This window comes from Halostella litorea (assembly GCF_004785955.1).
Lineage (GTDB): Archaea > Halobacteriota > Halobacteria > Halobacteriales > Natronoarchaeaceae > Halostella > Halostella litorea.
Genome location: NZ_ML214300.1, coordinates 777,456 through 804,383, shown reverse-complemented (window position 1 = coordinate 804,383; position 26,928 = coordinate 777,456). Strand labels below are relative to the sequence as shown.

Annotated in this window: 25 protein-coding genes; 10 read left to right on the top strand and 15 right to left on the bottom strand. The window is 70.0% G+C overall.

The features are described 5' to 3' along the window. Positions 1–29 precede the first annotated feature (29 nt). From EYW40_RS04160 to EYW40_RS04135, 6 genes are all read right to left on the bottom strand, one after another. On the bottom strand, positions 30–752 hold the full coding sequence (locus EYW40_RS04160) for a diphthine--ammonia ligase (RefSeq protein WP_135820345.1): 723 nt from the start codon (positions 750–752) through the stop codon (positions 30–32). A 78-nt stretch (positions 753–830) separates the two neighbouring features. Beyond that, positions 831–1,982 carry a DUF373 family protein gene (locus tag EYW40_RS04155; RefSeq protein ID WP_135820344.1) on the bottom strand — a complete coding sequence of 384 codons (1,152 nt, stop codon included), beginning with the start codon at positions 1,980–1,982 and terminating at the stop codon, positions 831–833. A 124-nt stretch (positions 1,983–2,106) separates the two neighbouring features. Continuing rightward, on the bottom strand, positions 2,107–3,114 hold the full coding sequence (sppA, locus tag EYW40_RS04150) for a signal peptide peptidase SppA (RefSeq protein ID WP_135820343.1): 1,008 nt from the start codon (positions 3,112–3,114) through the stop codon (positions 2,107–2,109). Positions 3,115–3,235: 121 nt separating this feature from the next. Beyond that, positions 3,236–3,538 (bottom strand): hypothetical protein, encoded by a 303-nt coding sequence (locus tag EYW40_RS04145; RefSeq protein ID WP_135820342.1) that lies wholly within the window; start codon positions 3,536–3,538, stop codon positions 3,236–3,238. 161 nt (positions 3,539–3,699) lie between these two features. Continuing rightward, positions 3,700–4,581, bottom strand: a complete 882-nt coding sequence (locus EYW40_RS04140) for a coiled-coil protein (RefSeq protein ID WP_135820341.1) — start codon at positions 4,579–4,581, stop codon at positions 3,700–3,702. A gap of 250 nt (positions 4,582–4,831) precedes the next feature. Next, positions 4,832–6,694: a glycoside hydrolase family 2 protein gene (locus EYW40_RS04135; protein WP_135820340.1), complete on the bottom strand. Its 1,863-nt coding sequence runs from the start codon at positions 6,692–6,694 to the stop codon at positions 4,832–4,834. 186 nt (positions 6,695–6,880) lie between these two features. Here EYW40_RS04135 and EYW40_RS19840 point away from each other — a divergent pair, with 186 nt between their 5' ends. The 3 genes from EYW40_RS19840 to EYW40_RS04125 are packed head-to-tail and all read left to right on the top strand — an operon-like array spanning position 6,881 to position 8,382. Further along, a complete protein-coding gene (locus tag EYW40_RS19840; RefSeq protein ID WP_202614425.1) occupies positions 6,881–7,042 on the top strand; it encodes a hypothetical protein in 162 nt (53 codons plus the stop codon). A gap of 25 nt (positions 7,043–7,067) precedes the next feature. Next, positions 7,068–7,481 (top strand): DUF371 domain-containing protein, encoded by a 414-nt coding sequence (locus tag EYW40_RS04130; protein ID WP_135820339.1) that lies wholly within the window; start codon positions 7,068–7,070, stop codon positions 7,479–7,481. A gap of 37 nt (positions 7,482–7,518) precedes the next feature. Further along, on the top strand, positions 7,519–8,382 hold the full coding sequence (locus tag EYW40_RS04125) for an endonuclease III domain-containing protein (RefSeq protein WP_135820338.1): 864 nt from the start codon (positions 7,519–7,521) through the stop codon (positions 8,380–8,382). Positions 8,383–8,719: 337 nt separating this feature from the next. On the opposite strand, the gene EYW40_RS04120 is transcribed toward EYW40_RS04125, so the two are convergent. Next, the gene (locus EYW40_RS04120) at positions 8,720–10,651 is read right to left on the bottom strand and encodes a beta-CASP ribonuclease aCPSF1 (RefSeq protein WP_135820337.1); all 1,932 of its coding nucleotides are present in this window, start codon (positions 10,649–10,651) and stop codon (positions 8,720–8,722) included. Between the two features lie 454 nt (positions 10,652–11,105). Here EYW40_RS04120 and EYW40_RS04115 point away from each other — a divergent pair, with 454 nt between their 5' ends. Continuing rightward, a complete protein-coding gene (locus EYW40_RS04115) occupies positions 11,106–11,588 on the top strand; it encodes a DUF7984 family protein (RefSeq protein WP_135820336.1) in 483 nt (160 codons plus the stop codon). A gap of 4 nt (positions 11,589–11,592) precedes the next feature. Here the strand turns inward: EYW40_RS04115 and EYW40_RS04110 are convergent, their stop codons facing one another. Both EYW40_RS04110 and EYW40_RS04105 read right to left on the bottom strand, forming a co-directional pair. Continuing rightward, on the bottom strand, positions 11,593–12,318 hold the full coding sequence (locus tag EYW40_RS04110) for a DICT sensory domain-containing protein (protein ID WP_135820335.1): 726 nt from the start codon (positions 12,316–12,318) through the stop codon (positions 11,593–11,595). Further along, a complete protein-coding gene (locus EYW40_RS04105; protein WP_135820334.1) occupies positions 12,302–12,715 on the bottom strand; it encodes a DUF7344 domain-containing protein in 414 nt (137 codons plus the stop codon). The genes EYW40_RS04110 and EYW40_RS04105 overlap by 17 nt, the downstream gene beginning before the upstream one ends. Before the next feature lie 110 nt (positions 12,716–12,825). Here EYW40_RS04105 and proS point away from each other — a divergent pair, with 110 nt between their 5' ends. Next, entirely contained in the window at positions 12,826–14,280 is a 1,455-nt protein-coding gene (proS, locus tag EYW40_RS04100; protein ID WP_135820333.1) for a proline--tRNA ligase, read from the top strand. Between the two features lie 51 nt (positions 14,281–14,331). Here proS and EYW40_RS04095 read toward each other — a convergent pair whose 3' ends face one another. Continuing rightward, positions 14,332–14,841 (bottom strand): zinc metalloprotease, encoded by a 510-nt coding sequence (locus EYW40_RS04095; RefSeq protein WP_135820332.1) that lies wholly within the window; start codon positions 14,839–14,841, stop codon positions 14,332–14,334. Between the two features lie 192 nt (positions 14,842–15,033). On the opposite strand from EYW40_RS04095, the gene EYW40_RS04090 reads away from it, so the two are divergent. The 4 genes from EYW40_RS04090 to EYW40_RS04075 all read left to right on the top strand — a co-directional run bounded on the left by EYW40_RS04090 (position 15,034) and on the right by EYW40_RS04075 (position 23,292). Further along, a complete protein-coding gene (locus EYW40_RS04090; RefSeq protein ID WP_135820331.1) occupies positions 15,034–15,741 on the top strand; it encodes a metallophosphoesterase family protein in 708 nt (235 codons plus the stop codon). Next, complete coding sequence (gene ppk1 / locus EYW40_RS04085) at positions 15,738–17,996, top strand: polyphosphate kinase 1 (RefSeq protein ID WP_135820330.1); 2,259 nt, start codon at positions 15,738–15,740, stop codon at positions 17,994–17,996. Before EYW40_RS04090 ends, ppk1 begins: the two co-directional genes overlap by 4 nt. A gap of 254 nt (positions 17,997–18,250) precedes the next feature. Next, positions 18,251–22,786 carry a glutamate synthase large subunit gene (gene gltB / locus EYW40_RS04080; RefSeq protein WP_135820329.1) on the top strand — a complete coding sequence of 1,512 codons (4,536 nt, stop codon included), beginning with the start codon at positions 18,251–18,253 and terminating at the stop codon, positions 22,784–22,786. Between the two features lie 74 nt (positions 22,787–22,860). Then, complete coding sequence (locus EYW40_RS04075) at positions 22,861–23,292, top strand: NUDIX hydrolase (protein WP_135820328.1); 432 nt, start codon at positions 22,861–22,863, stop codon at positions 23,290–23,292. Here the strand turns inward: EYW40_RS04075 and EYW40_RS04070 are convergent. Genes EYW40_RS04070 through EYW40_RS04060 form a run of 3 tightly spaced genes read right to left on the bottom strand, consistent with a single transcriptional unit; the run spans position 23,289 to position 24,906 of the window. Continuing rightward, positions 23,289–24,011, bottom strand: a complete 723-nt coding sequence (locus tag EYW40_RS04070; RefSeq protein WP_135820327.1) for a methyltransferase domain-containing protein — start codon at positions 24,009–24,011, stop codon at positions 23,289–23,291. The genes EYW40_RS04075 and EYW40_RS04070 overlap by 4 nt on opposite strands. Next, on the bottom strand, positions 24,008–24,391 hold the full coding sequence (locus EYW40_RS04065; protein ID WP_135820326.1) for a nascent polypeptide-associated complex protein: 384 nt from the start codon (positions 24,389–24,391) through the stop codon (positions 24,008–24,010). The genes EYW40_RS04070 and EYW40_RS04065 overlap by 4 nt, the downstream gene beginning before the upstream one ends. 41 nt (positions 24,392–24,432) lie before the next feature. After that, on the bottom strand, positions 24,433–24,906 hold the full coding sequence (locus EYW40_RS04060) for a PUA domain-containing protein (protein WP_135820325.1): 474 nt from the start codon (positions 24,904–24,906) through the stop codon (positions 24,433–24,435). Between the two features lie 130 nt (positions 24,907–25,036). Between EYW40_RS04060 and EYW40_RS19835 the strand changes: the two genes are divergently transcribed. Then, positions 25,037–25,213 carry a hypothetical protein gene (locus EYW40_RS19835; RefSeq protein ID WP_202614424.1) on the top strand — a complete coding sequence of 59 codons (177 nt, stop codon included), beginning with the start codon at positions 25,037–25,039 and terminating at the stop codon, positions 25,211–25,213. Positions 25,214–25,246: 33 nt separating this feature from the next. Here EYW40_RS19835 and EYW40_RS04055 read toward each other — a convergent pair whose 3' ends face one another. Together EYW40_RS04055 and EYW40_RS04050 are read right to left on the bottom strand one after the other, a co-directional pair. After that, positions 25,247–25,744 carry a LabA-like NYN domain-containing protein gene (locus EYW40_RS04055; protein WP_135820324.1) on the bottom strand — a complete coding sequence of 166 codons (498 nt, stop codon included), beginning with the start codon at positions 25,742–25,744 and terminating at the stop codon, positions 25,247–25,249. A 79-nt stretch (positions 25,745–25,823) separates the two neighbouring features. Next, entirely contained in the window at positions 25,824–26,648 is an 825-nt protein-coding gene (locus EYW40_RS04050) for a M48 family metalloprotease (RefSeq protein WP_135820323.1), read from the bottom strand. Positions 26,649–26,928 lie beyond the last annotated feature (280 nt).

The following is a 26,928-nucleotide window of genomic DNA, read 5'->3' as shown; positions in this document are numbered from 1 at the left end:
TCGGCCGTGGCTCGGTGCGTTTCGCTTCGCTACCCCAGCCGCGCGTCCGTGATCCGCAGCGTCCCCCGCGACCCCTCCCACTCCGTCTCGTAGTCCAGTTCGATCGGGCGGTCCATGTGCGGGCCGTCGGTCACCAGCGTCTCGAACTCGCCGCCCTCGCCGAGCACGTGGACGCCGTACTCGTCGTGTAGTTCGCGCAAATCGGCAAGCGCCTCGCGGTCGAGCGTCCGGCCGAGCCACGACTCGTCCAGCCCGTACGCGGCGACCTGCACGATCCGGATATCGAAGCCGGCGTCGATCATCGCCTCGGCGAGCGTCTCGGGGTCGCGCTGCCACAGCGGGGCGAACAGTTCGACGCCGAGGCGCTCGCACATCGCCTCGATCCGGCTGGTCTGGAACTCGCTCTCGACGGCCCCGGCGGTGACGCCCGCGACCCCGCCGTCGAGTTCGTCGTCGAGCGCAACCAGCGCGGCCTCCAGCGGTTCGAGTTCGGCGTCGCCCTGCGCGCCGGCGTCGGCCGCGGCCGCCGCGTCGAGGTCGCCCGGGTCGACGTCGACGAGTTCGATCCCGACGCTCTCCGCGGCCAGCGCCGCCAGGTCGGTCGCGGGGACGTGGTACATGTACGAGTCCTCGCCCGGGTGGACGGTGACGAGCCGCTCGACCGGCAGGTCGCGTTCGAGCGCCCGGTACAGCGCCCACGAGGAGTCCTTGCCGCCGGAGAAGAGGCTCACCCAGGCTCCGCTGTCGTTCATACCTCCGCCTCGCATCCCGCGGATAAACCAGCTACGGACTGCTGGCGACGGCACACGCCCGGATCGCCGCGGTCCCGCCTACGGCCCGCCGCCGGGCAGTTCGTCCTCGTCGATGCTCGTCCCGCCGAGGTAGGTGGCGACCCGGACGCCGATCAGGCTGACGAGCACGCCCGCAACGACGAAGATGGCAAGGTGCTCGCCCGGCGAGAGCGCGAACGGCTCGACCGACACCACCCCGAGTTCGAGCCGGGGGACGGCAAACGGCGGCAGCAGGTCGGCGCGTTCGAGGAAGTACGCGGAGAACCCCCGGATCACGAGGCCGACGGCGAGGACCCCGAAGGGGATGTTCAGGTAGGAACTGCGGACGCTGTCCTCCTGTATCGCCACGTCGAGCAGGCGGCCGGTGCTCGCGGCCAGGGCGGCGGTCGCCAGCCACGGGACGCTGTCGTGGGCGAACCGCATCGCCTGCAGGAGGACGCTCTCCTGGCCGGAGAGATCGGAGACGCCGAGCGCGCCGACGAACACGCCGATGAGCGACAGCCCGACGGCGACGACGTAGGTGACGATCGACACCCGGCCGGAGTACAGCGACTCCCGGACGCGGACCGCGAGTTCGGTGAGGTACTCGTCGACGCCGAGGCCCTTGTACAGCAGGAACAGCCCGATGACAGCGGTGATGGAGGAGACGGCGATCGCCGGCCCGGCGAAGGCCGAGAGCACCGGCGCGACGAGGAGGGCGAGGCCGATCGGCACGAGGACGGTCTGTCGGAGCTCCTCGTCGGCGAGGAACTGCTTCAGCAGGTAGTACGTCGACTCGATGTCGCGGGCCTGCCGGACGACCACGCGGTCGACCGAGTCGACCCGGAGGCGGCTCTCGACGATAGGGACCAGCCGCTCGTCCTGTGCGCTGTCGATGACGACGACCGCCGAGTCGGGGTCGTGCTCCTCGATGAGGGCGTCGAGCTGGCGGGCGACCGACCGGTCCGCGCCGACGACGTTCTCGGTCCCGCCCGAGACGACGGCGACGACGGCGTCCTGGTCGTCGTCACGCAGGTCGCGGGTGACCCGCAGGGCCTCCAGCAGCGAGTTGACGCTGGAGTCCTCCGGGTCCGCGAGGCCGACGTCGGTGACGAGGGAGTGGACGGCCTCCCAGCCCGACACCGGCGTCCGGAGGCCGGCCTTCCGGCCGATGTCGTCCGTGCGGTCGACACACACCACGAGCGTGGTCACGGTAGCTCCGACAACACGGCCGGAGGATAAAAACCCTCGACTTATACCGTTCGCTCTCGCCAACGACCGGTTATCGCCCGCACCGCCACCGGCGATAACCGGTGACCAGTGAGGGCGAACGGTATTACTTCACGCGAAACTCCACGAGGGAGCCGTCCCGGTCGGCGACGACGCTCGCCGCGCCGCGCCCGAACGCCCGGGCGACGGCCTGCGCGCCGACGCTCAGCCGCTCGCCGATCCCGCGGTCCGGCTCGAACCGCTCGACCGCCACCTCGTCCAGGCCCGCCCGGTCCGCGAGGCGCGCCTCCACGTCGTCGCGGTCCCCGAGCGCGTCCACGAGGCCGTTCTCGGCGGCCTGCCGGCCGTGGTAGATGCGCGCCTCCGTGTCGTCGACGAACTCGCGGTCGACGTCACGGGCCTCGGCGACCAGGTCGACGAAGCTCTCGTAACTGCTGTCGATCACGCCCTGGAAGTACGCCCGCTCGTCCTCGGAGAGGGACTTCAGCGGGTCCATCGTGTCCTTGTACTCCCCGCCGGTGAAACGCTCCAGTTCGACGCCGTAGCGGTCGGCAAGATCCGAGAACTTCCGCTGGTTGGCGATGACGCCGATGCTGCCGACGAGGCTGTCGCGGTGGGCCACGAACTCGTCGCAGCCGCAGGCGATCATGTAGCCGCCGCTGGCGCAGATGTCCTTGGCGTGTGCCACCGTCGGCCCGTCGAAGTCGGCGGCCGCGCGCCGGATCTCGTCGCTGGCGACCGGCTGGCCGCCCGGCGTGTCGAGCGTGACCACCAGCGCCTCCGCCCCGTCGTCCGCGTCGGCCGCCTCGATCCGGTCGACGATGTCGTCGGCCGACGCCCCGCCGGGCCGCAGCGGCATCCCGCCCCCGTCGGACGTGATCGGCCCCGTCACCTTTACCTCCGCGACGTTGTAGCCGGGGAACAGCGACCCGGCGAGGTTGCCGGCGACTTTCAGGCCGAACAGCGCCGTCGCGACGGCGAGCAGGACGCCGACCACGCCGGCCGACGTCTCGGCTGGGACGACGACGAACAGCCCGACGCCGACCGCGGCGGCGACCAGCGCGCCGACGAGTACGATCCCGAGCTTTCCGAGTGACTGCAGCGTGGTTCCCATGGGTTCACCTGCCGTCGTGTTGCGGGCGCGGGCAGAAAAGGGTGGAGCCTCCGGCGACCCACGCCCGGCGGTCCGGGTCGCCGGGAGCCCTGCGACTGACCGCCGGGACCCGACGGCCGGATCAGCTCGGCCCCGCGCCGGCGCTCTCCGGCGTCTCGTCGAGCAGGCGCTCCGCCCGCTCCCGGAGCGACCCCGACAGGTCGTCCCCCTCCACGAGCTGTCGGAGCCGGGTCCTGCACTGCGGGTGTGCGAGCGCGTCCAGCGCCAGCTCGCGATACGACTCGTCGATGCCGTCCATTCGGGCCAGCTTCGCGAGCCGGCTGCACTCGTTGGCCGTCTCGAGCGTGTCGATCGCCGCCTCGCGGGCGTCGCGGTCCGCCGACTCGTCGGTCGCGGTCTCGTAGTTCTCCTCGGGCGTGCTCATGCGACCGCCGGTCGACGCCGACGGCAATAACCGTCGGGGGCGGGCGCGTCGTCGCCCGCCGACGCACGTTCGCCGCCCCGCGACCGGGCCGACGCCGGCGACCGACGGCGCAGCTGCTACCGACTCGCGACCGCCGGAGAGAACCGCAAAATCCTAGCCGACTACAGCAGCCCCGTCTTCTGGAGCTTCATCAGGTCCTCGGTTTCGAGGGTTTCGCCTTCCTTGAACTTCTGGTAGATCTCCTCGGCCTCCTCCTTGGCCTCCTGTTCCTTCTGCTCGCGCTCGGACTTGCGCTCCTCCTCCTCCTGCTTGTCGAGCTCGCGCAGGCGCTTCTGGACGCGGACGAAGTCCTCGTGGTGGCGGTCGGCCGCCTCCTGGGCCTCGACGAACTTCTCGTGCATCTCGTCGGCCTCGTCGCGGATGTCGTCGGCCTCGCGGTAGGCCTCGATCATCTGGTTGTGGTGCTCCTGGGCCTTGTCGGCGAGCTCCGTCACCTTCTGGTGGTGCTTGGAGGCCTCCGAGCGGACGGACTCGGCCTTCTCGACGTACTCCTCAAGGTCCTCGTTCTGGTCGAGTTTCTCCTTGCGCTGCTGGTACTCCTCGCGCTTCTCCTCGATCTTCTCGATGAGTTCGCGCTCGTCCTCGGTCGAGAGCACCTCGGTCTGCTGTTTGAACTCCAGGTCCTCGATCTCCTCCTCGAGCTCCTCCAGGTCCTTGCCCTCGTCGAGCTCGAGGTCGGATTTCATCTCCTCGACCTTGTCGAACAGCTCGTTGGCCTTCGCGTTGAGCTCGTTGCGCTGTTCCTTGTGCTCCTGGACCAGCTCGTTGAGCTCGTCGCGCTTCTCGCGGTGTTCCTGGGCCTCGTCGACCTTCTCGCGGGTCTTCGCGTTCAGGTCGTCGCGCTTGGACGCGCGCTCCGAGGCCATCTGGTTCAGCTCGTTCCGTCGGTCGCGGAGCTGCCCGGCTCGCTTGATGAGCTGGCCTTTGGATTCGTTTTCGAGGTCGTCCTCTGTGAGTTCGATGTTCTTGCTTTCGTCTACCATGTGTTAGTCAAACCTCTGTGCCATACCCGCACCGGCGGGCGACAGTCGCCGCTGATCGACCGTTACTGACCGTGGATAAGGATTCCCTGTCATTCTGTCGAGCGAGCGATGCTGCCGGAACGCCGGTGACGTTCTGGTACCAGTTAGTAGCGCGGGTTTGAATATAAAAGTATCGGTCACTGAACCCCTGAAAACAGTTAGCAAGCGGCCCAGAGAGGGTGTAAACGGTTCACACACGCCGCCGGTTCACTTATAAATCGTACTCGTTGTACACGGTGCGGTCCGACAGGGTGAGCAGGAGTTCGACGTCGTCGGCGTCCGGCGGGATCCGCGCCGCGCCGGCGTCGACACGGTCGCCGGGATCGACGGACAGTTCGGCGGTCCCCTCGGCGTCGCCGGCGGCCCACGAGAGCGTCGGCTCGACGGCCTCGGGCCCGTCGTTGACGACGGTGACGCCCACCGCGCCCGGCGACGGCGGTTCGTCGAGCATCGCCTGCACCGGCTCGAACGACTCGCCAAGTGCCTCGTAGCCGGGCTTTGCCTCGCCGCCGTGGGCAAGCACGCCCATCCCGGCCCCCGGCGCGGCGTCCCGCAGGGCGAAGGCCGCCAGCACGTCGGTGCTGCGCCGGCGGAGCGTCTCGGTGACCGTCTTCAGCGTCGCGGCCTGCCGGGCCTGCGACTCGGCGGGGTCGTCCGTCCCGACGGCGGCGTCGTGGGTCGCCCGGTCGAACCCGGGCACGTCGCCCTCGGCGTCCGCCACGAGCGACCCCGCGCCGTACTCGCCGACGACCCCGCCGAGGTCGGGGTAGCGGTCGAGGAGCCACTCCGCGTCGGTCGCCGCCCCGTACGACCAGCCCGGATAGAGGTGGGCGGCGTCCGGCGCGGTGCCGGGCGGCCCGGCGACCGGCACCGTCGGCGTCCCGTCGGGGAACGCCTCGGCGACGCGCTCGGCCGGCCCGCGGTCGTACGACGTCCGCCACGCCCGCCAGCGGAGGCGATACCTGCTCGTCCGACCCGCGCCCAGCGGGTCGGCGAAGGGCGAGCGGGGGTCGTCGTGGACGCCGTACAGGCTCACGCTCGGGTGGTGGCCGTACTCGTCGGCGAGCATCGCGGCGAGCGCGCGGCCGCGGTCCGGGTCGAACTCGCGGTCGCCCGAAAGCGGGAGGTCCTGCCAGACGAGCAGCCCCGCCTCGTCGGCCGCCTCGTGGAGGTCGTGGGGCGGGACGTGGGCGTGTGCCCGGACCAGGTTCGCGTTGGCGTCGGCCGCGCGCTCGACGTCCGCTGCGGGGTCGGCGGCGGGGAGCACGTTGACCCCCCGCGCCTGCACCTGCCGGCCGTTCACGCGCAGGCCGTCGTCGCCGTACGAGACGGTGCGGAGGCCGGTCGTCGCGCTCGCGCTGGCGTCGCCCAGTTTCGCACGGACCGTGTAGCGGTGTTGCGGTCCGTGGTCGTTCGGCCACCAGAACGAGGGGTCCCGCACCCGTATCTCCCGGCTCACCGTCGTTCGCTCGCCGGCGTCGGCGGTCACCTCGGCGCGCTCCATCGCGCCGCCGCCGCGGAACCCCTCGGGCCGCAGCGAGAAGGTGACGTAGTCGTCGACCGCTTCGCCGGCGTCGACCGCGACGGTCGCCTCGATGGTCGCGTCGTCGCCGTCAACGCGGGGTTCGACCGTCAGGTCGTCGAGGAACGTCGGCGGGCGGACCCGGACGTGTGCCCCCCACCGGATCCCGGGGACGCCGGCGACCGTGGGGAGCTGGTCGGTGCGCTCGACGCCGCCGAACGCGTCCTCGGGCGCGCGGCACTCGACGACGAGTTCGTTGCGCTCCTCGGGGACGAACTCCCGGCGGAACGGGACGAAGTAGGCGTCGTGCTCGCCGAGCAGGTCCCCGTTGAGCCACACCCGTGCGTGCGCGTACAGCCCGCGCAGGTCGAGCAGGGTCCGCTGTGCGTCGTCGCTCCGCGGGTCGTCGAACGCCAGCCGATAGGCGACGGCCGACTCGCCCGCGAACCGCTCGGGCTGTCCCGGCACCGATACGTCCTCCCACTCCCCGGCGCTCGGCGGGTCCCCGTCGTCGCCCGGGTCGACCGCCGCGGCCGTCCACGTCCCCGTCATCACTACACTGGCCACCGCACCCCTGCGAAATAGGCTTTACGTCGTCGCCCTGCCCGGCCGCGTACCGCGGGAACCGTTTGCCAGCCGGCGTGGGGAAACCGACGCGTACGACCCGGCGAGCTATCAGTTTCACTTTCACTCCGGGGACGGGTCGCTTTGACAAGGGCCCGCGCTGAACCGCAGGATATGCTCGAACGGCTCACCGCCACGTGCGAGGCGGCCGGCTGCGACCGCGCGCTCGACGACGGCAACTGCATGCTGGAGATGGAGCGCGACGGCGGCGTCCGCCGCGCCTACGAGTGCGACTGCGGCGCGGTCACCGTCACGGTCGTCGATCCGTCCCGCTAAGTGGGGCGGCCGAAAACCGCCGGCCATGGAAGAAGTCGTCCGCGCTCGCGGCCACGACAACGTGACCGCCGAGCACGGCAGCACCTTCGAGGTGACGACCGACGACTACCTCACGCCGGCCGGCGACTGCATCCTCGCCGTGGAGGCCGACCGCGCGCCCGCCGACTTCGACCCCGAGTTCGTCGAGGCGTGCCGGGACGAAAACGCCACGATCACGGCCACGTTCGAGGCCGCCGGCCACGTCGAGACGGTCCGGGGCCGCGGCGACCCCGACCTGGAACTGACGAGCGAGCGGAGCATGGTGGGCCGCACCAGCGACTACGTCGACGAGCGCACGTTCCTGCTCGGCGCGGACTTTCCCGCCGTGGGGTTCGACCGCGACCTCGTAGCGGCGCTGGCCGACGGCGCGGACCTGACGGTGACGGTGACCGTCGAGTAGCGGGAGGCATTTCTTCCGGGCGTCCCAACGCCCGCCCATGTCCGACGACGCCGAGCCGACGGAGAACATCAGCGGCGGGACGGAGGGCTGGGAGGCGTTCGCCGACGACGGGAGCGGGGAGTCGGCCACCCGGGCCGAGGCCGTCGTCGACCGCCTCGGCGACATGTACTGGCAGAAGGCCTACGGCGGGCGCGACGCGTTCGAGTGCCTCGTCCGTACGATCCTGAGCCAGAACACGAGCGACGTGGCGAGCCAGCCCGCCCACGACGCGCTGATGGAGCGGTACGGGGCCGGCGAGGCGCGACGCGCCTCGGAAGGGTCGAGCGGCGACGAGCCGCGAGACGACGCGGACCTGGCCGAATCGCTCGCCGCCGCCGAGCAATCCCGCCTCGCGGAGACCATCTCCGGCGCGGGCCTGTACAACCAGAAGTCCGAGGTGATCATCGACGCCGCGGAGTGGGTGCTGTCGGAGTTCGGTTCGGAAGCGGCGTTCGACGAGTTCGTCCGGTCGGGCGAGCCCTCGGAGGTCCGGGATACGCTGCTTTCGGTGACCGGCGTCGGGCCGAAGACCGCGGACTGCGTCCTGCTGTTCTCGGGCGGCCGCGGCGGGGTGTTTCCCGTGGACACGCACGTCCACCGCATCGCGCGCCGCCTCGGGGTCGCGCCCGCCGACGCCGACCACGAGGGCGTCCGCGCCGCGCTGGAGCGCGACGTCCCCGCCGAGAAATGCGGCTTCGGCCACACCGCGATGATCCAGTTCGGCCGGGAGTACTGCAAGGCCCGAAAACCGGCGTGTCTGGACGACCCCGACGCCTGTCCGATGGCCGATATCTGCGACCAGGTCGGCGTCTACCCCGCGACGGGCGAGGTCGAGGACCCGGCGGACGCCGCCGGCGACTGAGCGGAACCGTCTCGGACGGCTCTCAGTCCGTTCGCAGGTGCGCGTCTACGGTTAGCCGCCTTGGCGAAGACCGATTTGGCTCTAACCTTTTCGGTTACCGATGTGGTTACCACATCGAAGCGAAGCTACACGACTCACCGTTAACCCGGCCAGCGCGAGCGCGCGGCGCGCTTCCGCGCCGCGGGCGAGCGTCCGGGGAAGGGCAGGCACTCGAAGCGTGCGCTGACGACCGTCAGCGCTCGCGCAGACTAGCGGGCCTTAGCGAGAATCGCGCAGCGATTCTGGCGGCGGACATTGAAAGGGCGCAGCGAGCGCTGCCAAGCGCTCGCAAGGGCTTTCAGACGAAGCGGAAGGTTTCCAGGTTCTTCGGCGCGAACGTCCGCATGTTGTAGTCGTGGTACAGCGCCGACGAGAGGTCCTGCACGGAGGACTCGTCGCCGTGGACACAGAGCACCTTCTCGGGGCGGGGGTTCATCGTCTTCACGAAGTTCTCAAGGCCCTGCCGGTCGGCGTGGCCGGAGAAGCCGTCGACGGTCTCGACGTCCATCTTCAGCGTGAGCGTGTCGCCGCCGCGGCGGCCGCCGTTGCCGCGGTCGCTGATCGGGATCTCGTCCCAGCCGCTCTGGATGCGGCTACCCAGCGTGCCCTGGGCCTGGTAGCCGACGAACGTCAGCGTGTTGTCCGGGTCGCTGCCGAAGTGGCGGAGCCACGACATGATGGGGCCGCCCTCGACCATGCCGGAGGTCGAGAGGACGATACACGGCTCGCCGTCGGCGACTTCGCGGCGCTCCTCCTCGCCGCCGTCGATGTGGTTGAACTGGTCGGCGAGGAAGGGGTTGTCGTCCTCGTGGAAGATGCGGTCCCGGAGTTCGTCCCGGAGGTACTCGGGGTAGGTGGAGTGGATCGCCGTCGCCTCCCAGATCATCCCGTCGAGGTGGACGGGCATCTCGGGGATGTCGCCGCTGCGCATCGCCTCCTCGATGACGAGCATCATCTCCTGGGAGCGGCCGACGGCGAACGCGGGGATCAGTATCTTCCCGTCGTCCTCGTAGGTCTCGTTGATGACGCGCTTGAGCTTGCGCTCGGAGTCCTCCTGGTCGGTCTGGTAGTCGTTCCGGCCGCCGTAGGTGGACTCCAGCACGAGCGTCTCGACGCGCGGGAAGTCGTTGACCGCGCCGTTGAACAGGCGGGTGTCGTCGTAGTGGATGTCGCCCGAGAACGCGACGTTGTACAGGCCGTCGCCGATGTGGAAGTGGCTCACCGCCGAGCCGAGGATGTGGCCGGCGTTGTGGAGGGTGAGCTTCACGTCGGGCGCGATGTCGGTCACGTCGCCGTACTCCAGCGGGATGGTGTGTTTGATCGCCTCGCGGACCATCTCGGAGTCGTAGGGGGGCGCGCGGCCCTCCTTGGCGGCGACGTCGAGGTAGTCCAGTTGGAGCAGGCCCATCAGGTCACGGGTCGGCTCCGTCGTGTAGATGGGGCCGTCGTAGCCGTACTTGAACAGCAGCGGGATGAGCGCGGAGTGGTCGAGGTGAGCGTGGGTGAGCACGACGGCGTCGATGTTCTGTGCGCCCGCGCCCAGCGCCTCGGGCACCTGGAGGTACGGCACCTCGTCCGGCGCGCCGGGCTTGTCGCCGCAGTCGATGAGGATGCGCGTCTCGGGCGTCGAGAGGACGAAGGAGGCCCGCCCGACCTCGCGACAGCAGCCCAGCGTGGTGATGCGGACGTACTCGTCGTCGGACATCTCCTCGCGGTGGATCTGGCGGCCGACGCGTTCGAGCACGTCGCGGCGCTCGTCGCGCTCCTGCTTGAGGAAGTTCCGGACGTTCGAGACGGTGGAGGACTCGATCGGCGGCGTGCGGACGACCTCGGGCGTCCAGCCGACCTTCTGGGTGATCTCCCGGAGCGTCGAGCCGTGGCGGCCGATCACCATGCCGGGCTTCTCGGCCTCGATGACGACCTCGCCGGTGTCGGCGTGGAAGTCGAGGTCGGTCACCCCGGCGTCGTCCGGGATGACGTTCATGATCTGCTCCCGTGCGTCGCCGGGTTTCGTGAGCACGTCCGGGTCCGGCCGGACGGTGATCCGCTTGCGGAGCTTGCTCGCGAGCTGTCGGATCAGGTCGCCCTTCTGGGCGAACCGCTTCGGGTCGCGGGTGTACACGACCAGTTCGGGGCCCTCGTACTTGACGTCCGACACCGTGATGTCGTTCGGCAGTTCGCTCGTGATCTCTTCGCGCAGGTCGTCGAGTTGTTGGTCAACTGAACTCATAATGAGAGCTGGATATCGTCAGTCGGGTCTCCCGGACTCGGTGGGCGGTCGCCGCGTTCCGTCGGCCGTCCGCCGGGGGAGCCCCGGCGGTCGGCGGACTGTCATACGGACCGTCGTAGTCCGTTACCGGCGTCCGCCGACCCGTGCAGGCGGTCATCGGTAGATCGTTACAACAGTCCGTATCAAACGGTTCGTCACTGCGTCGTAACGCGGTACACATAGCGATGTCGTCCCGGTTGTGCTGTGGGCGGCGCGTCGGTCGACACGCTCGGGAGTCGGTCCCACGATGTGCGGGAAGGTCCGGAAGAACCCGCTTACCCGGCAATATTACTTCCTTGTTATAAAAGCCTTCGCAATACCGGGCGCGGCCCCGCAACCGTCGCCGCTCCTCGCTCGGCGACGGGTGAGGGTGACGGCCGAAGCTAGTAGGACCGTCGGCGCGTATCGGCGGTCCATGCGACTCACCCCCGACGACGTCGTCGACGAGCGCGACTGGGTGCGGGAGCGCGCCGACGTGGTGGTCCCGCTCATCAACGACCTCCGGGCGGAGTTCACGGAGCTGTTCGACACGGACGTCGACCCGGTCGCGCCCGCGGCGTACCGCGAGGAGGTCGACGCCGTCTTCGCCGACGGCGACCTCGCCGTCAACGTCGCCGCGCTGGTCCGACTGCTGCGCGAACTGGACGTCGAGACGGACTACCCGGGCTTCGTCGTCGACGAACTGCTCGGCCGCCGGCTCGCGGGGATGATCGCCGGCAACCAGCCGCTCGGCCTGCTCGGCGAGGCGGCGTTCCACTACGCCGACGCCCGGCACCACCCGCCGGACGCGACCGCCGGGAGCGACGACCTGGAGGCGGCGCTCTCCGCGGGGTTCCAGACCCGGCTCCCCGGCTGGGACTGGACGGAGGGGCCGAGCCCGTTCCGGGTCGGCCAGTAGGGGCTCAGTACGTCGCCCGGAGGTGGGCCGTCACCTCGTCGACGCGGGCGGGGTCGTACGTCCACACGCCGCGGTACTCGCCGGGCGCGCGCTCCTCGGCCAGCAGCGCGCACTTGTTCTCGTCGGTCCCGCCGCCCTCGAAGGCGACGAACCACACCGTCCCGACCTCGCCGGCGTCGGAGGCGTGGACCGTGACGCCGGGGATCGCGGGGCGGTCCCACTCGGCGGCGACGTAGAGGTGGACCGCGAGGTCCTCGCGCCGCCCCAGCCGCTCGTACACCGACCGCTGGGCCGCCAGCGCGTCGGGCGACTGGAAACCGACGTACAGCGTGCCGCGGCCGACCCGCCAGGCCCGGTCCTCTATCTCCCGCGTCGTCGCCAGCAACTGCCGCCGGTCGGTGGCGGCGAACCCGGTCCCCTCGAACAGGTCCATGAACCGTCGGAACGACTCGTCGCGCGAGCCGCCGGGCGGGCGGACGGGCGGCGAGAGGCTCGCCCGGACGCTGTCGAGCGCGAGCGCCCCGCGGAACGCCCCGTCGCGTCGGACGACGACGAACCCGCCGGTCCCGTCGTCCGGGTACGGTCGGTGCGCGACGCTTACGTTGCGGGCCGCAAACAGGTCGCCGAGTCGGTCGAACGGCTCGGGCGCGTACACGGTCACGTCGACCGCGTCGGTCGTGGCGGCGGCGATGGCGTCCCGGAGCGCCATCGCGCTACTGGCCCCCGGCATGCTCCCCGTCGAGGCTGGCGTGGTCGGCGTCGCCGGCGGCGGCGATCGCGGTATCTATCAGCGCCTCGACCGCCGCCGGCGGGTCGGCGAGCGCGACGCGGCCGGTTTCGGGGTCGTAGTCGACCGCCCCGCTGTCCGCGAGGGCGGGGAGCGCGGCGTGGTGGAGGTCGATCTCGATCCGGTCGCGTCGCTCCGGCCGGACGAACGTCCCCTCCGCCGCCGCCCGCCGCCCGGCGACGACGTCGGCGAGTTCGCTCAGGCTGCTCTCCCCTCGCTCCCGGAGGTAGTACAGGACGACACGGCGGTCGGCGTCGGCGAGCGCCTCGAAGGCGTCGTCGATCCCGGCGCGGTCGGCGTCGTTGACCGCCTCGCCGTCGGTGCGATCCTGCTCCGTCATACGTTACCGGTGTGCACACCGGATGAAGAATCCTTTCGTTGCTGACTGGTAGGTCCGCGGACGGTCGCCAACACGGCGCGTTTATTACTCCGGTGCCACGACGAAGGTACATGAGCGACGAGCAGGACCTCGGCATCACCGAGAGCAAGGAGCACAGCCCCGGGGAGTGGTACGCGGAGGTCGTCCAGAAGGCCGGCCTCGCGGACTACGCGCCGATGGGCGGGTTCATCGTCACCCGCCCGCGCGGGTACGCCCTCTGGGAGTCGATCCAGGACCACCTCGACGGCTGGTTCAAGGACACCGGCGTCACCAACGCCTACTTCCCGCTTTTCATCCCCGAGAGCTACCTCGAACGCGAGAAGGACATCGTCGAGGGGTTCGACCCCGAGGTCGCGTGGGTCACCCAGGGCGGCCACGACGAACTGGAGGAGCGCCTCGCGGTGCGGCCCACCAGCGAGAGCATCATCGCGCCCTTTATCGCGAAGTGGACCCGGAGCTACCGCGACCTTCCGATGCGCCTGAACCAGTGGTGTAGCGTCGTCCGCTGGGAGGCCACCGAGACGAAGCCGTTCTTCCGCACCAAGGAGTTCCTCTGGCAGGAGGGCCACACCGCCCACGAGGACGGCGACGAGGCCTGGGAGGAGACGATGACCCGCCTCGACCAGTACGAGCGACTGTACGAGGACGTGCTCGCCATCCCGGTACTGCGCGGCCGCAAGCCGCCCCACGACAAGTTCCCCGGCGCGGACACGACGACGACCGTCGAGGCGCTGATGCCCGACGGCAAGTCCGTCCAGGGCGGCACCAGCCACTACCTCGGCCAGTCGTTCGCGGAGGCGTTCGACATCACGTTCGTCGACGAGGACGAGGAGGAGTCCGTCGCCCACACCACCTCGTGGGGGCTCTCCTGGCGCGCGCTCGGCGCGCTGATCATGACCCACAGCGACGACCAGGGCCTCGTGCTCCCGCCGGCCGTCGCGCCCACGCAGGTCGCCATCGTCCCCATCTGGCAGGAGGACACCAAGGAGGAGGTGCTCGACTACGCCGAGAGGATCGCCGAGGAACTGGAGGCCGCCGGCGTCAGCGTCGAACTCGACGACCGCGACGAGCGCAACCCCGGCTTCAAGTTCAACGAGCACGAGCTGAACGGCGTCCCCGTCCGCTTCGAGATCGGCCCGAACGAGGTCGAGGACGAGCGCGTCACCGTCGTCCACCGGCCGGACGGCGAGTCCGTCGAGGCGGACCGCGACGGCATCGCCGACGCCGTCGAGGACCACTTCGAGGACGTCCACGACAAGCTCTACGCCGCCGCCGAGGAGAACCTGGAGGAGAACGTCCGCGAGGCCCACTCGCCCGAGGACATCCTCGGCACCATCGGGCGCTACGGCGGCTACGTCAAGACGCCGTGGTGCGGCGACGAGGCCTGCGAGACGGCGATCAAGGAGGAGATCGCCGCCGAGATCGTGATGACGCCCCTGGACGACGACGCCGAGCCGATCGGCGACGACTGTGGCGTCTGCGGCGACGAGGCCGTCGAGACGGCGTACTTCGCGAAGTCGTACTGACGGCAGCCCCACTTCTCACCGCCTCCCCCGTGGCCCGTCGCGGCCTCCCGCTCACCCGACGATGGCGACGTACAGCGCGACGGTCCAGACGAGGCTCCCGATCCCCTCTATCGCAAGCAGCGTCGCGGCCCGAACCGGCACAGCGAGCAGGTAGCCCAGCGGCCGCGTCGTCCACGGGAGGCCGCCGGCCGTCTCGAGTAGGCCGTCGGTGTCCGAGGGGCTGGGGATCGCGGTCCACGCGAAACAGCCGCCGAGCCAGAGGAAGGGCACGGCGAGCGCCGACTCGACCGCACCCGCGACGACGAACGCGGGGACCGCCAGCGCGCTGTTGACGGCGAACGGCGCGACGGCGATGGCGAAGTCCGCGGCGAACCGGTCGGTCGGCGCGTGGTCGACGTACGCGTCCTTCCCGAAGGGGTTCAGCGACGGCGTCGAGTGCACGGCGACGCCGCTCAGGCGGCAGGCGGCGACGTGGGCGTACTCGTGGGTGAGGATGCCCGGCGCGAGGACGAGCGTGAGGGGGACGTACAGGGCGGCACCGAGGGTCGACCGGAGCGACATCCGGCGGACGTAGGGGGACCGGCGGATAAACGCTGGCGGTACCCGCCGACATTGGTAGGTCTATTGAGTGCTCCGTACCGGTACCGACTGGTACGGTGGAGTAATATAAAGGACCTAACAGTCTCCGGGGGTTGTCACGAGCAACGCCGCCGGCGCGGCCGCGGGGCACCGCGCCGGCGAAGGGACCCAGCAATGACGACAGTTCAATTCGACGGCGAGACCGCGGAGCGACACAGGCGCATCGACCCCGACCGGTGGGACGACATCTACGTCGTCGGCGACGTACACGGCTGTCTCCGGGAACTGGAGGCGCTCGTCGACGCGGTCGACCCGAGCGACGACGACCTGCTCGTGTTCGTCGGCGACCTGGTCCGGAAAGGGCCCGACAGCGCGGGCGTCCTGCGGTACGTCCGTGCCGCGCCCAACGCCGTCAGCGTCCGCGGGAACAACGAGGACAAACTGCTGCGCGGCGACGCCCGCCTCCCCGACCTGACGTCCGACGACGTGGCGTATCTGGAGGGGCTCCCGGTCGCGCTGTCCTGGGACGACGCGCTGGTCGTCCACGGCGGCGTCGACCCCCGCTGGGAGCTTGCGGACCACGGGATCGACGACCTGCTGACGCGGCGCTCGGTGCCGCCGGGCAACGGGTACGACGGACCGTTCTGGTTCGAGCGGTACGCCGGCCCGCCGCGGGTGTTTTTCGGCCACACGGTCCTCGACGCCCCGTTCGAGAGCGACGGGGCGGTCGGGCTCGACACCGGCTGCGTCTACGGCGGGCGGCTGACGGCGTACGACTTCTACGGCGACGAGTTCGTCAGCGTGCCCGCCCGGCGGACGTACGAGGCGCGCTGCGACGAGAAGGTGATCTCCCCGGCTTCGCTGGAGGCGACGCCCCGATGAGCGAGGAACGCCACGCCGACGCCGAGCCCGCGGACGGCGGATCCGGCGGCGAGGCAACGGGGGCCGACGTTGCGGGCGACGAGGGGCCGACGGACTCGGCTGCCGACGCCAATGACCCGGCGACCGAGAGCGACCCGGCGGCTCCCGATCCGGGTGACGTCGCCCGGCCGGCCGACCCGTCCGCCGTCGACCTCTCGGACCCCGAGTACTACCTGAACCGGGAGCTGAGCGAACTTGCGTTCCAGCGGCGGGTGCTCGCGGAGGCGCTCGACGGCGACAACCCGCTGCTGGAGCGCGTGAAGTTCCTCGCCATCTTCACGCGCAACATGGACGAGTTCTTCCGGAAGCGGGTCGGCGGCCTGAAACAGCAGGTGGCCGCCGGCATCACGGAGCCCACGCCCGACGGGCGGACGCCCGAGGAGCAGTGGGCCGAGGTGCTGGAGACAGCGCGGCCGATGTTCGAGCGGCAGGCGGAGTGTTACCGCGAGGCCGTCAGGCCGGCGCTCGCCGCCGCAGGCATCGAGATCTGCGACCACGCCGACCTCGCGCCCGAGGAGCGGGCGGAGCTTCGGGCGCACTTCGAGGAGTCCGTCCTGCCGACGCTGACCCCGCTGACGTTCGACCCGGCCCACCCCTTCCCCTTCATCTCGAACCAGAGCCTCTCGCTGGCCGTGCTCACGCGCGAGTCCCCGGGCGCCGACCTCACGTTCTCCCGGGTGAAGATCCCCCGCAACCAGGTCCGCTTCGTCGAGGTCGACGACGACCGGTACGTCCCGCTGGAGCAGGTGGTACGCGCGAACCTCGATCTCCTCTTTCCCGACGTGACGGTCGTCGACACCGGGCTCTTCCGGGTGACCCGCAACGCGGAGGTCGGTCGGGACGAGGACGTCGCCGAGGACCTGATCGAGATGGTCGAGGAGGTCATAGAGGAGCGCCGCTTCGCGACGGTCGTCCGCCTGGAGGTCGAGCGCGACATGCCCGAGGCGGCGCTGTCGATACTCAAACGACAGCTCGACCTGGACGACCGCGAGGTGTACCGCCTCGACGGTCCCCTCGAGTTCCGCGACTTCGACGCGATCGCCGACCTCGACCGCCCGGACCTGAAGGCCGACGAGTGGACGCCCCAGCCCCATCCGCGGCTGCCCGACCGCGGCGCGCCGGACGGGGACATCTTCGACGAGATACGGCGCGACGACGTGCTGGTCCACCACCCCTACCACTCGTTCGACGCCACCGTTCAGCGGTTCCTGGAGGCGGCCGCCCGCGACCCCGACGTGCTCGCCATCAAGGCAGCCATCTACCGGACCGCGAGCGACTCGCAGGTGATAGAGAGCCTCATCGAGGCCGCCCGGAACGGCAAGCAGGTCGCGGTGATGGTCGAACTGAAGGCGCGGTTCGACGAGGAGAACAACCTCGCCTGGGCCAAGCGCCTCGAGGAGGAGGGGATCCACGTCGCGTACGGCACCATCGGCTACAAGACCCACACGAAGACCTCGCTGGTCGTCCGCCAGGAGGCCGACGGCGTGCGGCTCTACTCCCACGTCGGCACCGGCAACTACCACTCGGAGACGGCCAAGACGTACGAGGACCTGGGGCTGCTCACGGCCGACCGGGACGTGGGCCAGGACCTCGTGAAGCTGTTCAACTACTTCACGGGCCACTCCCTCCACGAGGAGTACCGGTCGCTGCTCATCGCGCCGGGGAACATGCGCGAGCGGTTCGTCGACCTGATCCGGGCGGAGGCCGAGCGGGCGCGCAACGGCGAGCCGGCGCGGATCACGGCCAAGATGAACCGGCTGGAGGACCCCGAGATAGTCCGGGAGCTGTACGAGGCCTCGATGGCGGGCGTCGACATCGACCTCGTGGTCCGGGACATCTGCCGGCTCCGCCCCGGCGTGCCGGGCGTCAGCGAGACGGTCGACGTGTACAGCATCGTCGGGCGGTTCCTCGAACACTCCCGGGTGTTTCGCTTCCACGCCGGCGGCGACCCCGAGCACTACGTCGGCTCGGCCGACTGGATGACGCGCAACCTCGACAACCGCGTCGAGACGGTCGTCCCGATAGACGACCCCCGCCTGCAGGACGAACTGGACCGCCTCCTCGACCTGGCGCTCGCCGACAACCGGAACGCCTGGGTGATGCAGCCCGACGGCAGCTACGTCCCCCGGGAGCCCGACCCCGACGAACCGGACCGGGACATCCACGCGGACCTCATGCGCCGGACCCTCCAGTCGGGACGGCCGGGCGGCCCTTGATACTCGTTCACGAAAGGTGTCGAGGGAGCCGTTCGAGATCCGTCCCGAACGACGGAGAATAAATGATCAGTTCTGCCCGAATTCAGATCTCCGGTTCCGATACGGAATCTATTTCGGAGTAACGAGTTCGAACGATCCCCCCATGGCCGCCCGGCGATCGTCCGGATATATGCATTATATATCCTAGTATGGGACTATGGTCCACTTAACGATTTAGGAACAACCTCTTATTGGAGCAGCCGACACTCAGCGGTATGACCGACCACCACGGGCAGGTATCCCCCGAACGAACCGAGGGACTCGCGGACCCGACCGACGAGCGGTCCAACTGCGGCGTCGGCGTCGTCATGGATCTGGACGACGGGACGAGCCACGACGTCGTCGCCGACGGCCTCGAACTGCTGGAGAACCTCGAACACCGCGGCACGACCGGCGCGGAGGAGTCGACCGGCGACGGCGCCGGCGTCCTCCTCCAGACGCCACACGACTTCTTCGCCGACGAACTCGACGTCTCCCTCCCCGACACGTACGCCGTCGGGTCGCTGTTCCTCCCGCAGGACGCGGACGCCGCGGCCGGCCTGAAGGACCTCGTCGAGGCGACGCTCGCCGAGCACGACGTCGACGTGTTCCACTGGCGCGACGTGCCGACGGACAACGCCGACCTCGGCGCGACGGCGGTCGACTCCGAGCCCGACGTGACCCAGTGTTTCGTCCGGCCCGACGGCCTCGACGTCGAGGCGTTCGACCGCGCGCTGTACGTCGGCCGCCGGGCGCTGGAGAACCGCGTCGAGGACGAGCGGCCGCCGGGCCACGAGCGGTTCTACGTCTGCTCGCTCGACCGCGAGACGCTCGTGTACAAGGGCCTGCTCAAGGGCGACCAGGTCGCGGGCTACTACCCCGACCTCTCCGACGAGCGCGTCCGGTCGACGTTCGTCATGGTCCACGCGCGGTTCTCGACGAACACGCTGGGCGCGTGGCACCTCGCACACCCCTACCGGAACATCATCCACAACGGCGAGTTCAACACCATCCAGGGCAACATCAACTGGATGCGCGCCCGCGAGACCGACCTGGAATCGGAGACGCTGGGCAATGACATCGAGGAACTGAAGCCGATCATCAACGACCCCGAGCAGTCCGACACCGCCTCCGTCGACAACGCCCTGGAACTGCTGATGGAGGACGGCCGGGACCTCCCCCACGCGCTCCGGATGCTCATCCCCGAGGCGTGGCGCGACGACGACGCGATGGACCCCGACCGGAAGGACTGGTACGACTTCCACGCGTCGCTGGTCGAGCCGTGGGACGGCCCCGCCCTCGTCGCCGCGACCGACGGCGAGCGGGTCGGCGCGGTGCTGGACCGCAACGGGCTGCGCCCCTGCCGCTACGACGTGACGACCGACAACACGCTCGTGATGGCCAGCGAGGCCGGCGCGCTCGAAACGCCCCCCTCGGAGATCCGCGAGCGCGGCCGCCTCCAGCCGGGTCAGCTGTTCCTCGCGGACCCCTCGGAGGGCCGGGTCATCCCGGACGCCGAGGTGTTCGACGACCTCGTCGACGAGCGCTACGGCGAGTGGGTCGACGACGAGCAGGTCCACCTCCACGAGGTGGCCGACGCAAACGACCGCGAGCCCCGCACCAGCGTCGACGACCTGCGCGCCTACCAGTCGGCGTACGGCTACACCCACGACGAACTGGAGAACATCATCGAGCCGATGATGAAACAGGGGAAAGACCCCGTCGGCTCGATGGGCGACGACACGCCGCTGTCGGTGCTGTCGGACTTCAACCGCCCGCTGTTCACCTACTTCAAGCAGCTGTTCGCCCAGGTGACGAACCCGCCGCTTGACTACATCCGCGAGGAGCTGGTGACGAGCCTCGAATCGCGGCTCGGCTTCCAGCGCAACCTGCTCGACGAGTCCGCCGACCACGCGCGCCAGCTCGTCGTCGACTCGCCGGTGCTCACCGACGCCGAGACCGCCGAGATCCGCAACCTCTCGGCGAACGGCCTCTCCTCCGTCACGGTCGACATCACGTACGACCTGGACGGCGACCTGCGCGAGGCGGTCGAGCGCGTCCGCGACGAGGCCCGCGAGGCGATCGAGGCCGGCAACGACGTGGTCGTCCTCTCGGACCGCGCGACCGGCCCCGACCGCGTCCCGATCCCCAGCCTGCTGGCGATGGCCGGCGTCCACCACCACCTCGTCCGCAACGGCCTGCGCAACCACGCCGGCATCGTCGTCGAGTCGGGCGACCCGCGGGCGGTCCACCACCTCGCGACGCTCGTGGGCTACGGCGCGGACGCCGTCAACCCCTACCTCGCGTTCGCGACCATCGACGACGTCGTGGCCGGCGAGGACGGCGCCGACGTCGAGGACGCCGTCGCGGCGTACGTCGGCGCGCTGGAGGACGGCCTGCTGAAGACGATGGCGAAGATGGGCATCTCCACGGTGGAGAGCTACCAGGGCGCACAGATCTTCGAGGCGGTCGGCCTCGACGACGACTTCGTCGCCGAGTACTTCGAGGGCACGGAGGCCCGCACCGGCGGCATCGGCATCGAGGATATCGAGGCCGACCTGGAGGAGCGCCACCGCAACGCCTTCGACGGCGCGGACATCGAGCGCCAGGGCGAGTACGAGCACCGGTCGAACGGCATCCACCACCAGTGGAACCCCGAGACGGTCGGCACGCTCCAGCAGGCGGTCCGGCAGGGCGACTACGACACGTACCTCGACTTCGCCGACCTGATCAACGACCAGAACCAGAACCTCCAGACCCTGCGGGGGCTGCTGGAGTTCGACACGGACTCCCGCGAGTCGATCCCCGTCGAGGAGGTCGAACCGGTCGCGGACATCGTCGAGCGGTTCTCGACGGCCGCGATGTCGCTTGGCTCCATCTCGCCGGAGGCCCACGAGAACAACGCCATCGCGATGAACCGCATGGGCGCGAAGTCCAACACGGGCGAGGGCGGCGAGCCGCCCGAGCGGTTCGGCACCGAGAAGGAGTGCAACGTCAAGCAGGTCGCCTCCGGCCGCTTCGGCGTCACCTCGTCGTACCTGACCAGCGCCGACGAACTGCAGATCAAGATGGCCCAGGGGTCAAAGCCCGGCGAGGGCGGCCACCTCCCCGGGATGAAGGTCAACGAGATGATCGCCCACGTCCGGCACGCGACGCCCGGCGTCGGCCTCATCTCGCCGCCGCCGCTGCACGACATCTACTCCATCGAGGACCTGAAACAGCTGATCCACGACCTGAAGGCGGCCAGCCCGGACGCCGACATCAACGTCAAGCTGGTCTCCGAGGCGGGCATCGGCACCATCGCCGCGGGCGTCGCCAAGGCCAACGCCGACGTGGTCCACATCTCCGGCCACGACGGCGGCACCGGCGCGAGCCCGCGCACCTCGATCAAGAACGCCGGCCTGCCGTGGGAACTCGGCCTCGCGGAGGCCAACCAGATGCTCGTCGGCACCGACCTGCGCGACCGCATCCGCGTCTCCGTCGACGGCGGGATGAAGACCGGCCGCGACGTGGCCGTCGGCGCGCTGCTCGGGGCCGAGGAGTACGTGTTCGGCACGGCGTCGCTGGTCACCAGCGGCTGCGTGATGGCCCGCCAGTGCCACAAGAACACCTGCCCGGTCGGCGTCGCCACCCAGCGCGAGGAACTGCGCAGCCGCTTCCCCGGCGAGCCGGAACACGTCATCAACTACATGACGTTCATCGCCCAGGAACTGCGCGAGATCATGGCCGAACTCGGCTTCGAGACGGTCGACGAGATGGTCGGCCGCGTCGACGTGCTCGCCCAGCGCGACGACGTCGACCACCCGAAGGCGCGCAACGTCGACCTCTCGGGCGTGCTCGCCGAGCCCGACGGCGACCAGCGCCGGAAGGTCCGCGAGCAGACCCACGAGGTCGACGACGCGCTCGACTGGGACCTGATCGACGCCGCCGAGCCCGCCCTCGACGCGGGCGAGCCGGTCGAACTCGTCGCCGACGTGTCGAACGTCGACCGCGCGGTCGGCGCGACGCTGTCCCACGAGGTGTCCTCGCGCCACGGCACGACCGGCCTGCCGGACGACACCGTGAACGTCGACCTGCAGGGCACCGCCGGGCAGAGCTTCGGCGCGTTCCTCGCGGGCGGCGTCTCGCTGCACCTGACCGGCAGCGCCAACGACTACGTTGGCAAGGGCCTCTCGGGCGGGAAGCTCTCCGTGACGACGCCCGACGACGCGGCCTACGACGCCGCGGAGAACGTCTGCGTCGGCAACGTCGCGCTGTACGGCGCGACCGACGGCGAGGCCTACGTCAACGGCGTCGCCGGCGAGCGCTTCGCGGTGCGCAACTCCGGCGTGAAAGCCGTCGTCGAGGGCGTCGGCGACCACGGCTGCGAGTACATGACCGGCGGCGCGGTCGCCGTGCTCGGCGACGTGGGCAAGAACTTCGCGGCCGGCATGTCCGGCGGCGTCGCCTACGTGCTGGACGAGGACGGCGACTTCGCCGAGAAGGCCAACACCGGGATGGTGAGCGTCTCCGACTCGCTGTCCGAGAAGGACCGCCGGATGCTCCGCCGCCTGATCGAGAACCACGTCGCCTACACCGGCAGCGAGCGCGGCGCGGCGATCCTGGACGCGTGGGACGAGTACGTCGAGCGGTTCGCCGTGGTGATGCCGGACGCCTACCACCGCGTCATCACCGAGGAGGGCGCCGACGACGTCCGCGAGTCCCCGCCCGAGGCGGCGACGGTCGACGCCGCGGCGGACTCGCCGGGCTTTGCGGCCTCGTCCGACGACTGACGACCTCCCTCTCCTCACGTCCGCCGTCCCGAACGGACAGCTACTTGTCGAACGTCGGTCTATCCGCGAAGCCCATGAGTTGGCGAGACGTCCGTCCGGTCGCCCTGGCCGTCGTCCGGCGGGACGGCCGGATCCTGCTTGCGGAGCACTACGACCCCGCCGAGGACTACACCTTCTACCGGCCGGTCGGCGGCGCGATCGAGTTCGGCGAACACAGCCGGGACGCCGTGCGCCGGGAGTTCCGCGAAGAACTCGGCGTCGAACTGACCGGCGTCCGGTCGGTCGACACCTACGAGCGGACGTTCACGTTCGACGGGACCGAAGGTCACGAGATCTGGCGGCTGTACGAGGCCGACATCGTGGAGGATTGGCCGTACGAACTCGACCGCTTCGAGGCCGAGGAGCCGGAGCTCGGGGAGGCGTTCGACGTCGTCTGGAAGGAGCCCGCCGCCTTCGCCGAGCGGGACGAGGTCGTCTACCCGCCGTCGCTGCTTGCGGACCTCTAGTCGTTCCGGGCGACGGTCAGGTAGCCGGTGTGGCCGACGCCGGCGGTCGACGGGCGGGAGCCGCGGTCGTCGAAGTCCATCTCGCGCTCGATCGTCTCCAGCGTGCGGACGTCGCCGAGGCCGACGTCCTCGGCGGTCCGGGCCACCTCGCGGGTGTCCTCGACGAACGGGGAGTAGACGGCGACGAAGCCGCCCCGCGCGAGCAGGTCGGGCGCGCGCTCGACGACGGTCGGGGCGTCCTCGGTGTCGAGCGTGACCACGTCGAACGGCCCGAGGTCGTCGAGGCCCTCGGTCACGTCGCCGGCCCGCACCTCGACGGCGTCGGACACGTCCGCCGTCGCCATGTTCCCCCGGGCCACCTCGGCGAACTCGGGGTCGCGCTCGAACGTGAGCACGTCCGCGCCGATCCGGCCCATGTACGCCGCGAGCACGCCGGTGCCGGTGCCGGCGTCGAGCACGCGGTCGCCGGCCTCGACGCCGACCTCGCCGAGGACCCGGCCGACGTCGCGGGGCACCATCGGCGCGCCGGTGCGTTCGAGGTGATGAAAGAGGTCGGGGCCGCGCAGGCGGCGGACGTGGAACTCGTCGCCGAGGTGCGTTTCGAGGGTGTCGCCCGGTGAGACGTCCTCGGGGACCTCCAGCACGCCGAGGTCCGTCTGGAGCTCCTCGCCGGGGTCGCGCAGGTACTCCCGGTCGCCGTGGACGAGGACGACCGTCACTCCAGGCTGTCGACGGCCGCGGCGAGGTCGCCGTTGTTCTCCTCCAGGGCCTCGCGGGCCGCCGCCTCGCTGGCGCCGGTCCGCTGGGCGACGATCTCGACGTCCTCGTCGGGGACGCCGCCGTCGTCGCCGTCGTCGGCCTCGTTCCCGTCTTCCGGGAGCGCGCCGGCCTCGCGGGTCTCGGGCTCGCCGACGACCTGGTAGGTCTGCTGGCCCTGGGCGTCCATCCGGGTGACCTCGGCGTCGTCGAACACCAGGTCGCCGTCGTCGGTGCGGATGATGACTTCGTTTGCCTCCAGCTCCTCGAAGTCGATGCCCATCTGCTCCATCATCTGCTTCATCTTGCGGGGATTGAGGCCCCCGCCGCCGCCTCCGAACATACCCGGAGGGTCGCGTTACTCCGAGAAAAGACTGACGAACGTCACTCGCCCGCGCCCTCCCGCACCTTCACCGCCATCCCGCTCCCGAACGCGACCATCGCGTCGGCGGCCAGTTCCGCGCGGCCGACCGCGAGCAGGTCGCCCGACTCGTGGACCACGAGCACCTCGTCGCCGGGGCGGACGGCCGGGTCCGCCTCGTCGACGAACTTCGCGAAGGCGTTGCGGCCCTCGCGGACGAACGGCTCGCTCTCGTCGCCGACGACGACCCGCGCCGCCGGCGCGTCCAGCCCCGCCGCGAGCCGCCGCCCGCCGGCGATCCCCAGCGTGAACCGGCCGTCGATGCCGTGGGAGACGACCCGCCCCTCGTCGGCGACGACCTGCTGTGGCCGGCCGGAGGTCGTGCGCTTGATCCGTAGCTCCTCGTCGGCCGGGAACAGCGCCCGCCCCGCCCCGCGACCGAACTGGTAGTCGGCGACGGTCCGAAGTCGGACCAGGTCGCCCGCGTCGTCGCTCATTGCCGCCCAGTTCGACACACGCCCTCGAAAGCCCTTCGACACGGCGGCCGGGGTTCGTGAGTCGTTACCACGCTACCCCCGCGGACCGGTAGAGAAAACTATAAGCGTTCGGTGCCGATCCCTACGTACAATGGATACGAAGAAAGTCGCGCTTGGGGCCGTGTTGCTGGTCGTGAGCAGCGTCGTGCTTCTGGCGACGGGCGCACTGCGGGACACGTCACTACTCATTCCGGCCGCGATCGCGTCGCTCGGGATGGCGGCCGGCGCGCTGCTCGTCGGGACGGCCGGCGACGGCCGCCCGGTCTGAACCGGACGACGCGAAGTACCGGAGGGCGACCCTTTACAGCAGGAACGTGTCGGGGCGCTCGCTCAGGTCGATGAAGGCGTCGACGGCGTCGACGAGTTCGTCGGAGGTCGACTCCTCGAACCCCATCGCCTCGACGCGGACGCCCTCGTGACGCAGGTGCGAGCAGAGCCGCGAGAAGTCGCCGTCGCCCGTACAGAGGACGATCGTGTCGACGTGGTTCGTCAGCGTCACCGCGTCGAGACACATGCCGACGTCCCAGTCGGCCTTCTTCGACCCGTCCTTGAACGTCTTGATGTCCTTTATCTTCGTCTCGTAGCCGATGTCCGTCAGCGCGTCGAAGAAGGACTCCTCCTCCGGCGAGTCCGCGCGGATGACGTACGCGATCGCGCGGACGAGTTCGCGGTCCTGTACCCCCTTGTTCAGCAGTTCGGAGTAGTCGATGTTCCGGCTGTAGAGGCTCTGTGCGGAGTGATAGAGGTTCTGCGCGTCGGCGAGCATCGCGACGCGCTGGCCCGAGTGGATATCCACCATACCCGAACGTGTGTCGGGGGCCAGTAAAATGGCTTCGGGGGAAACGTCCCGCAGTCGGATGGGTTCCCCGGCGGCGTCCTCAGTAACTCCGGAGCTTCTCGATGCGCTTCTCGACCGGCGGGTGGGTCGCGAGAACCGACTTCAGGAGGCCGCGCTCGGAGTCGAAGATACAGAGCGCGCTCACGTCGTCGCCGACGCGGCTCTCGCGGCCCTCGGCGCCGCGCTGGATCTTCTCCAGGGCGCGGGCCAGCGGCTCGCCGCCGCCGATGTGCTGGGCGGCGTCGCTGTCGGCGACGTACTCGCGGTACCGCGAGATGGCGAGCACAAACAGCATCACGAACATCTGCGTGAGGATGCCAGCGATGTAACCGAGCACGAAGTCGGCGATGTCGTTGTCGCCGGTGAGCATGATCGTCCACTGGACGGCGATGCCGACGATGGAGGCGATAGACTGGCCGAGCACCATCGTGACCACGTCGCGGTTGTCGAGGTGGGCCAGTTCGTGGGCGATGACGCCTTTCAGTTCGTCGCGTTCGAGGATGCGGATGAGTTCGCTGGAGACGACCACGACGCCCGCGCCGCGCCGGCCCGTGGCGAAGGCGTTGGGGACGCCCATGTCGGCGACCATCAGCTTCGGCTTGTCGAGGTTCATCTCGAAGCAGATGCCGTCGACCATTTTGTGGATCTCCTGATACTGCTGTTCGTCCATCTCCTCTGCGCCGACGCTGCGCAGCGCCATCCACTTGCCGAGCTTGTACTGGAAGCCGGCAAAGAGGACGGAGCCGACGAGCACCAGCCACAGCGGGACGCCGAGCGTGAAGGCAAAGCCCGCCACGAGCGCGTAGAACGCGAACAGGATGGTGCCCACGAACGCCATCCGGAGTTTGAGTCCGATGTGTCTCATACGCGAGAGTATCCGCCCGTGAGCCATATATCTCTTGTTGATTGTGACAGACCCTCGCGTGGGGCTCGGTAACTCGGCCCCGCCGAGGCAGGATTCGCGGGCGGCACAAGCCCTAAGTCCTCCCGTTACCGTTGGTACGGTAATGCCAGCGGCCGCTCGTCCGGGCGTCGTCTCACCGAAGCCGACGAGCGGCGCGACCGTCCTTCTGAAAAAACGCGCGTAGGGTGTGCTCGCGGCGGGGGTGGCGTCCCCGTCCCGGGCGCGTTCGACCGGCATCGCG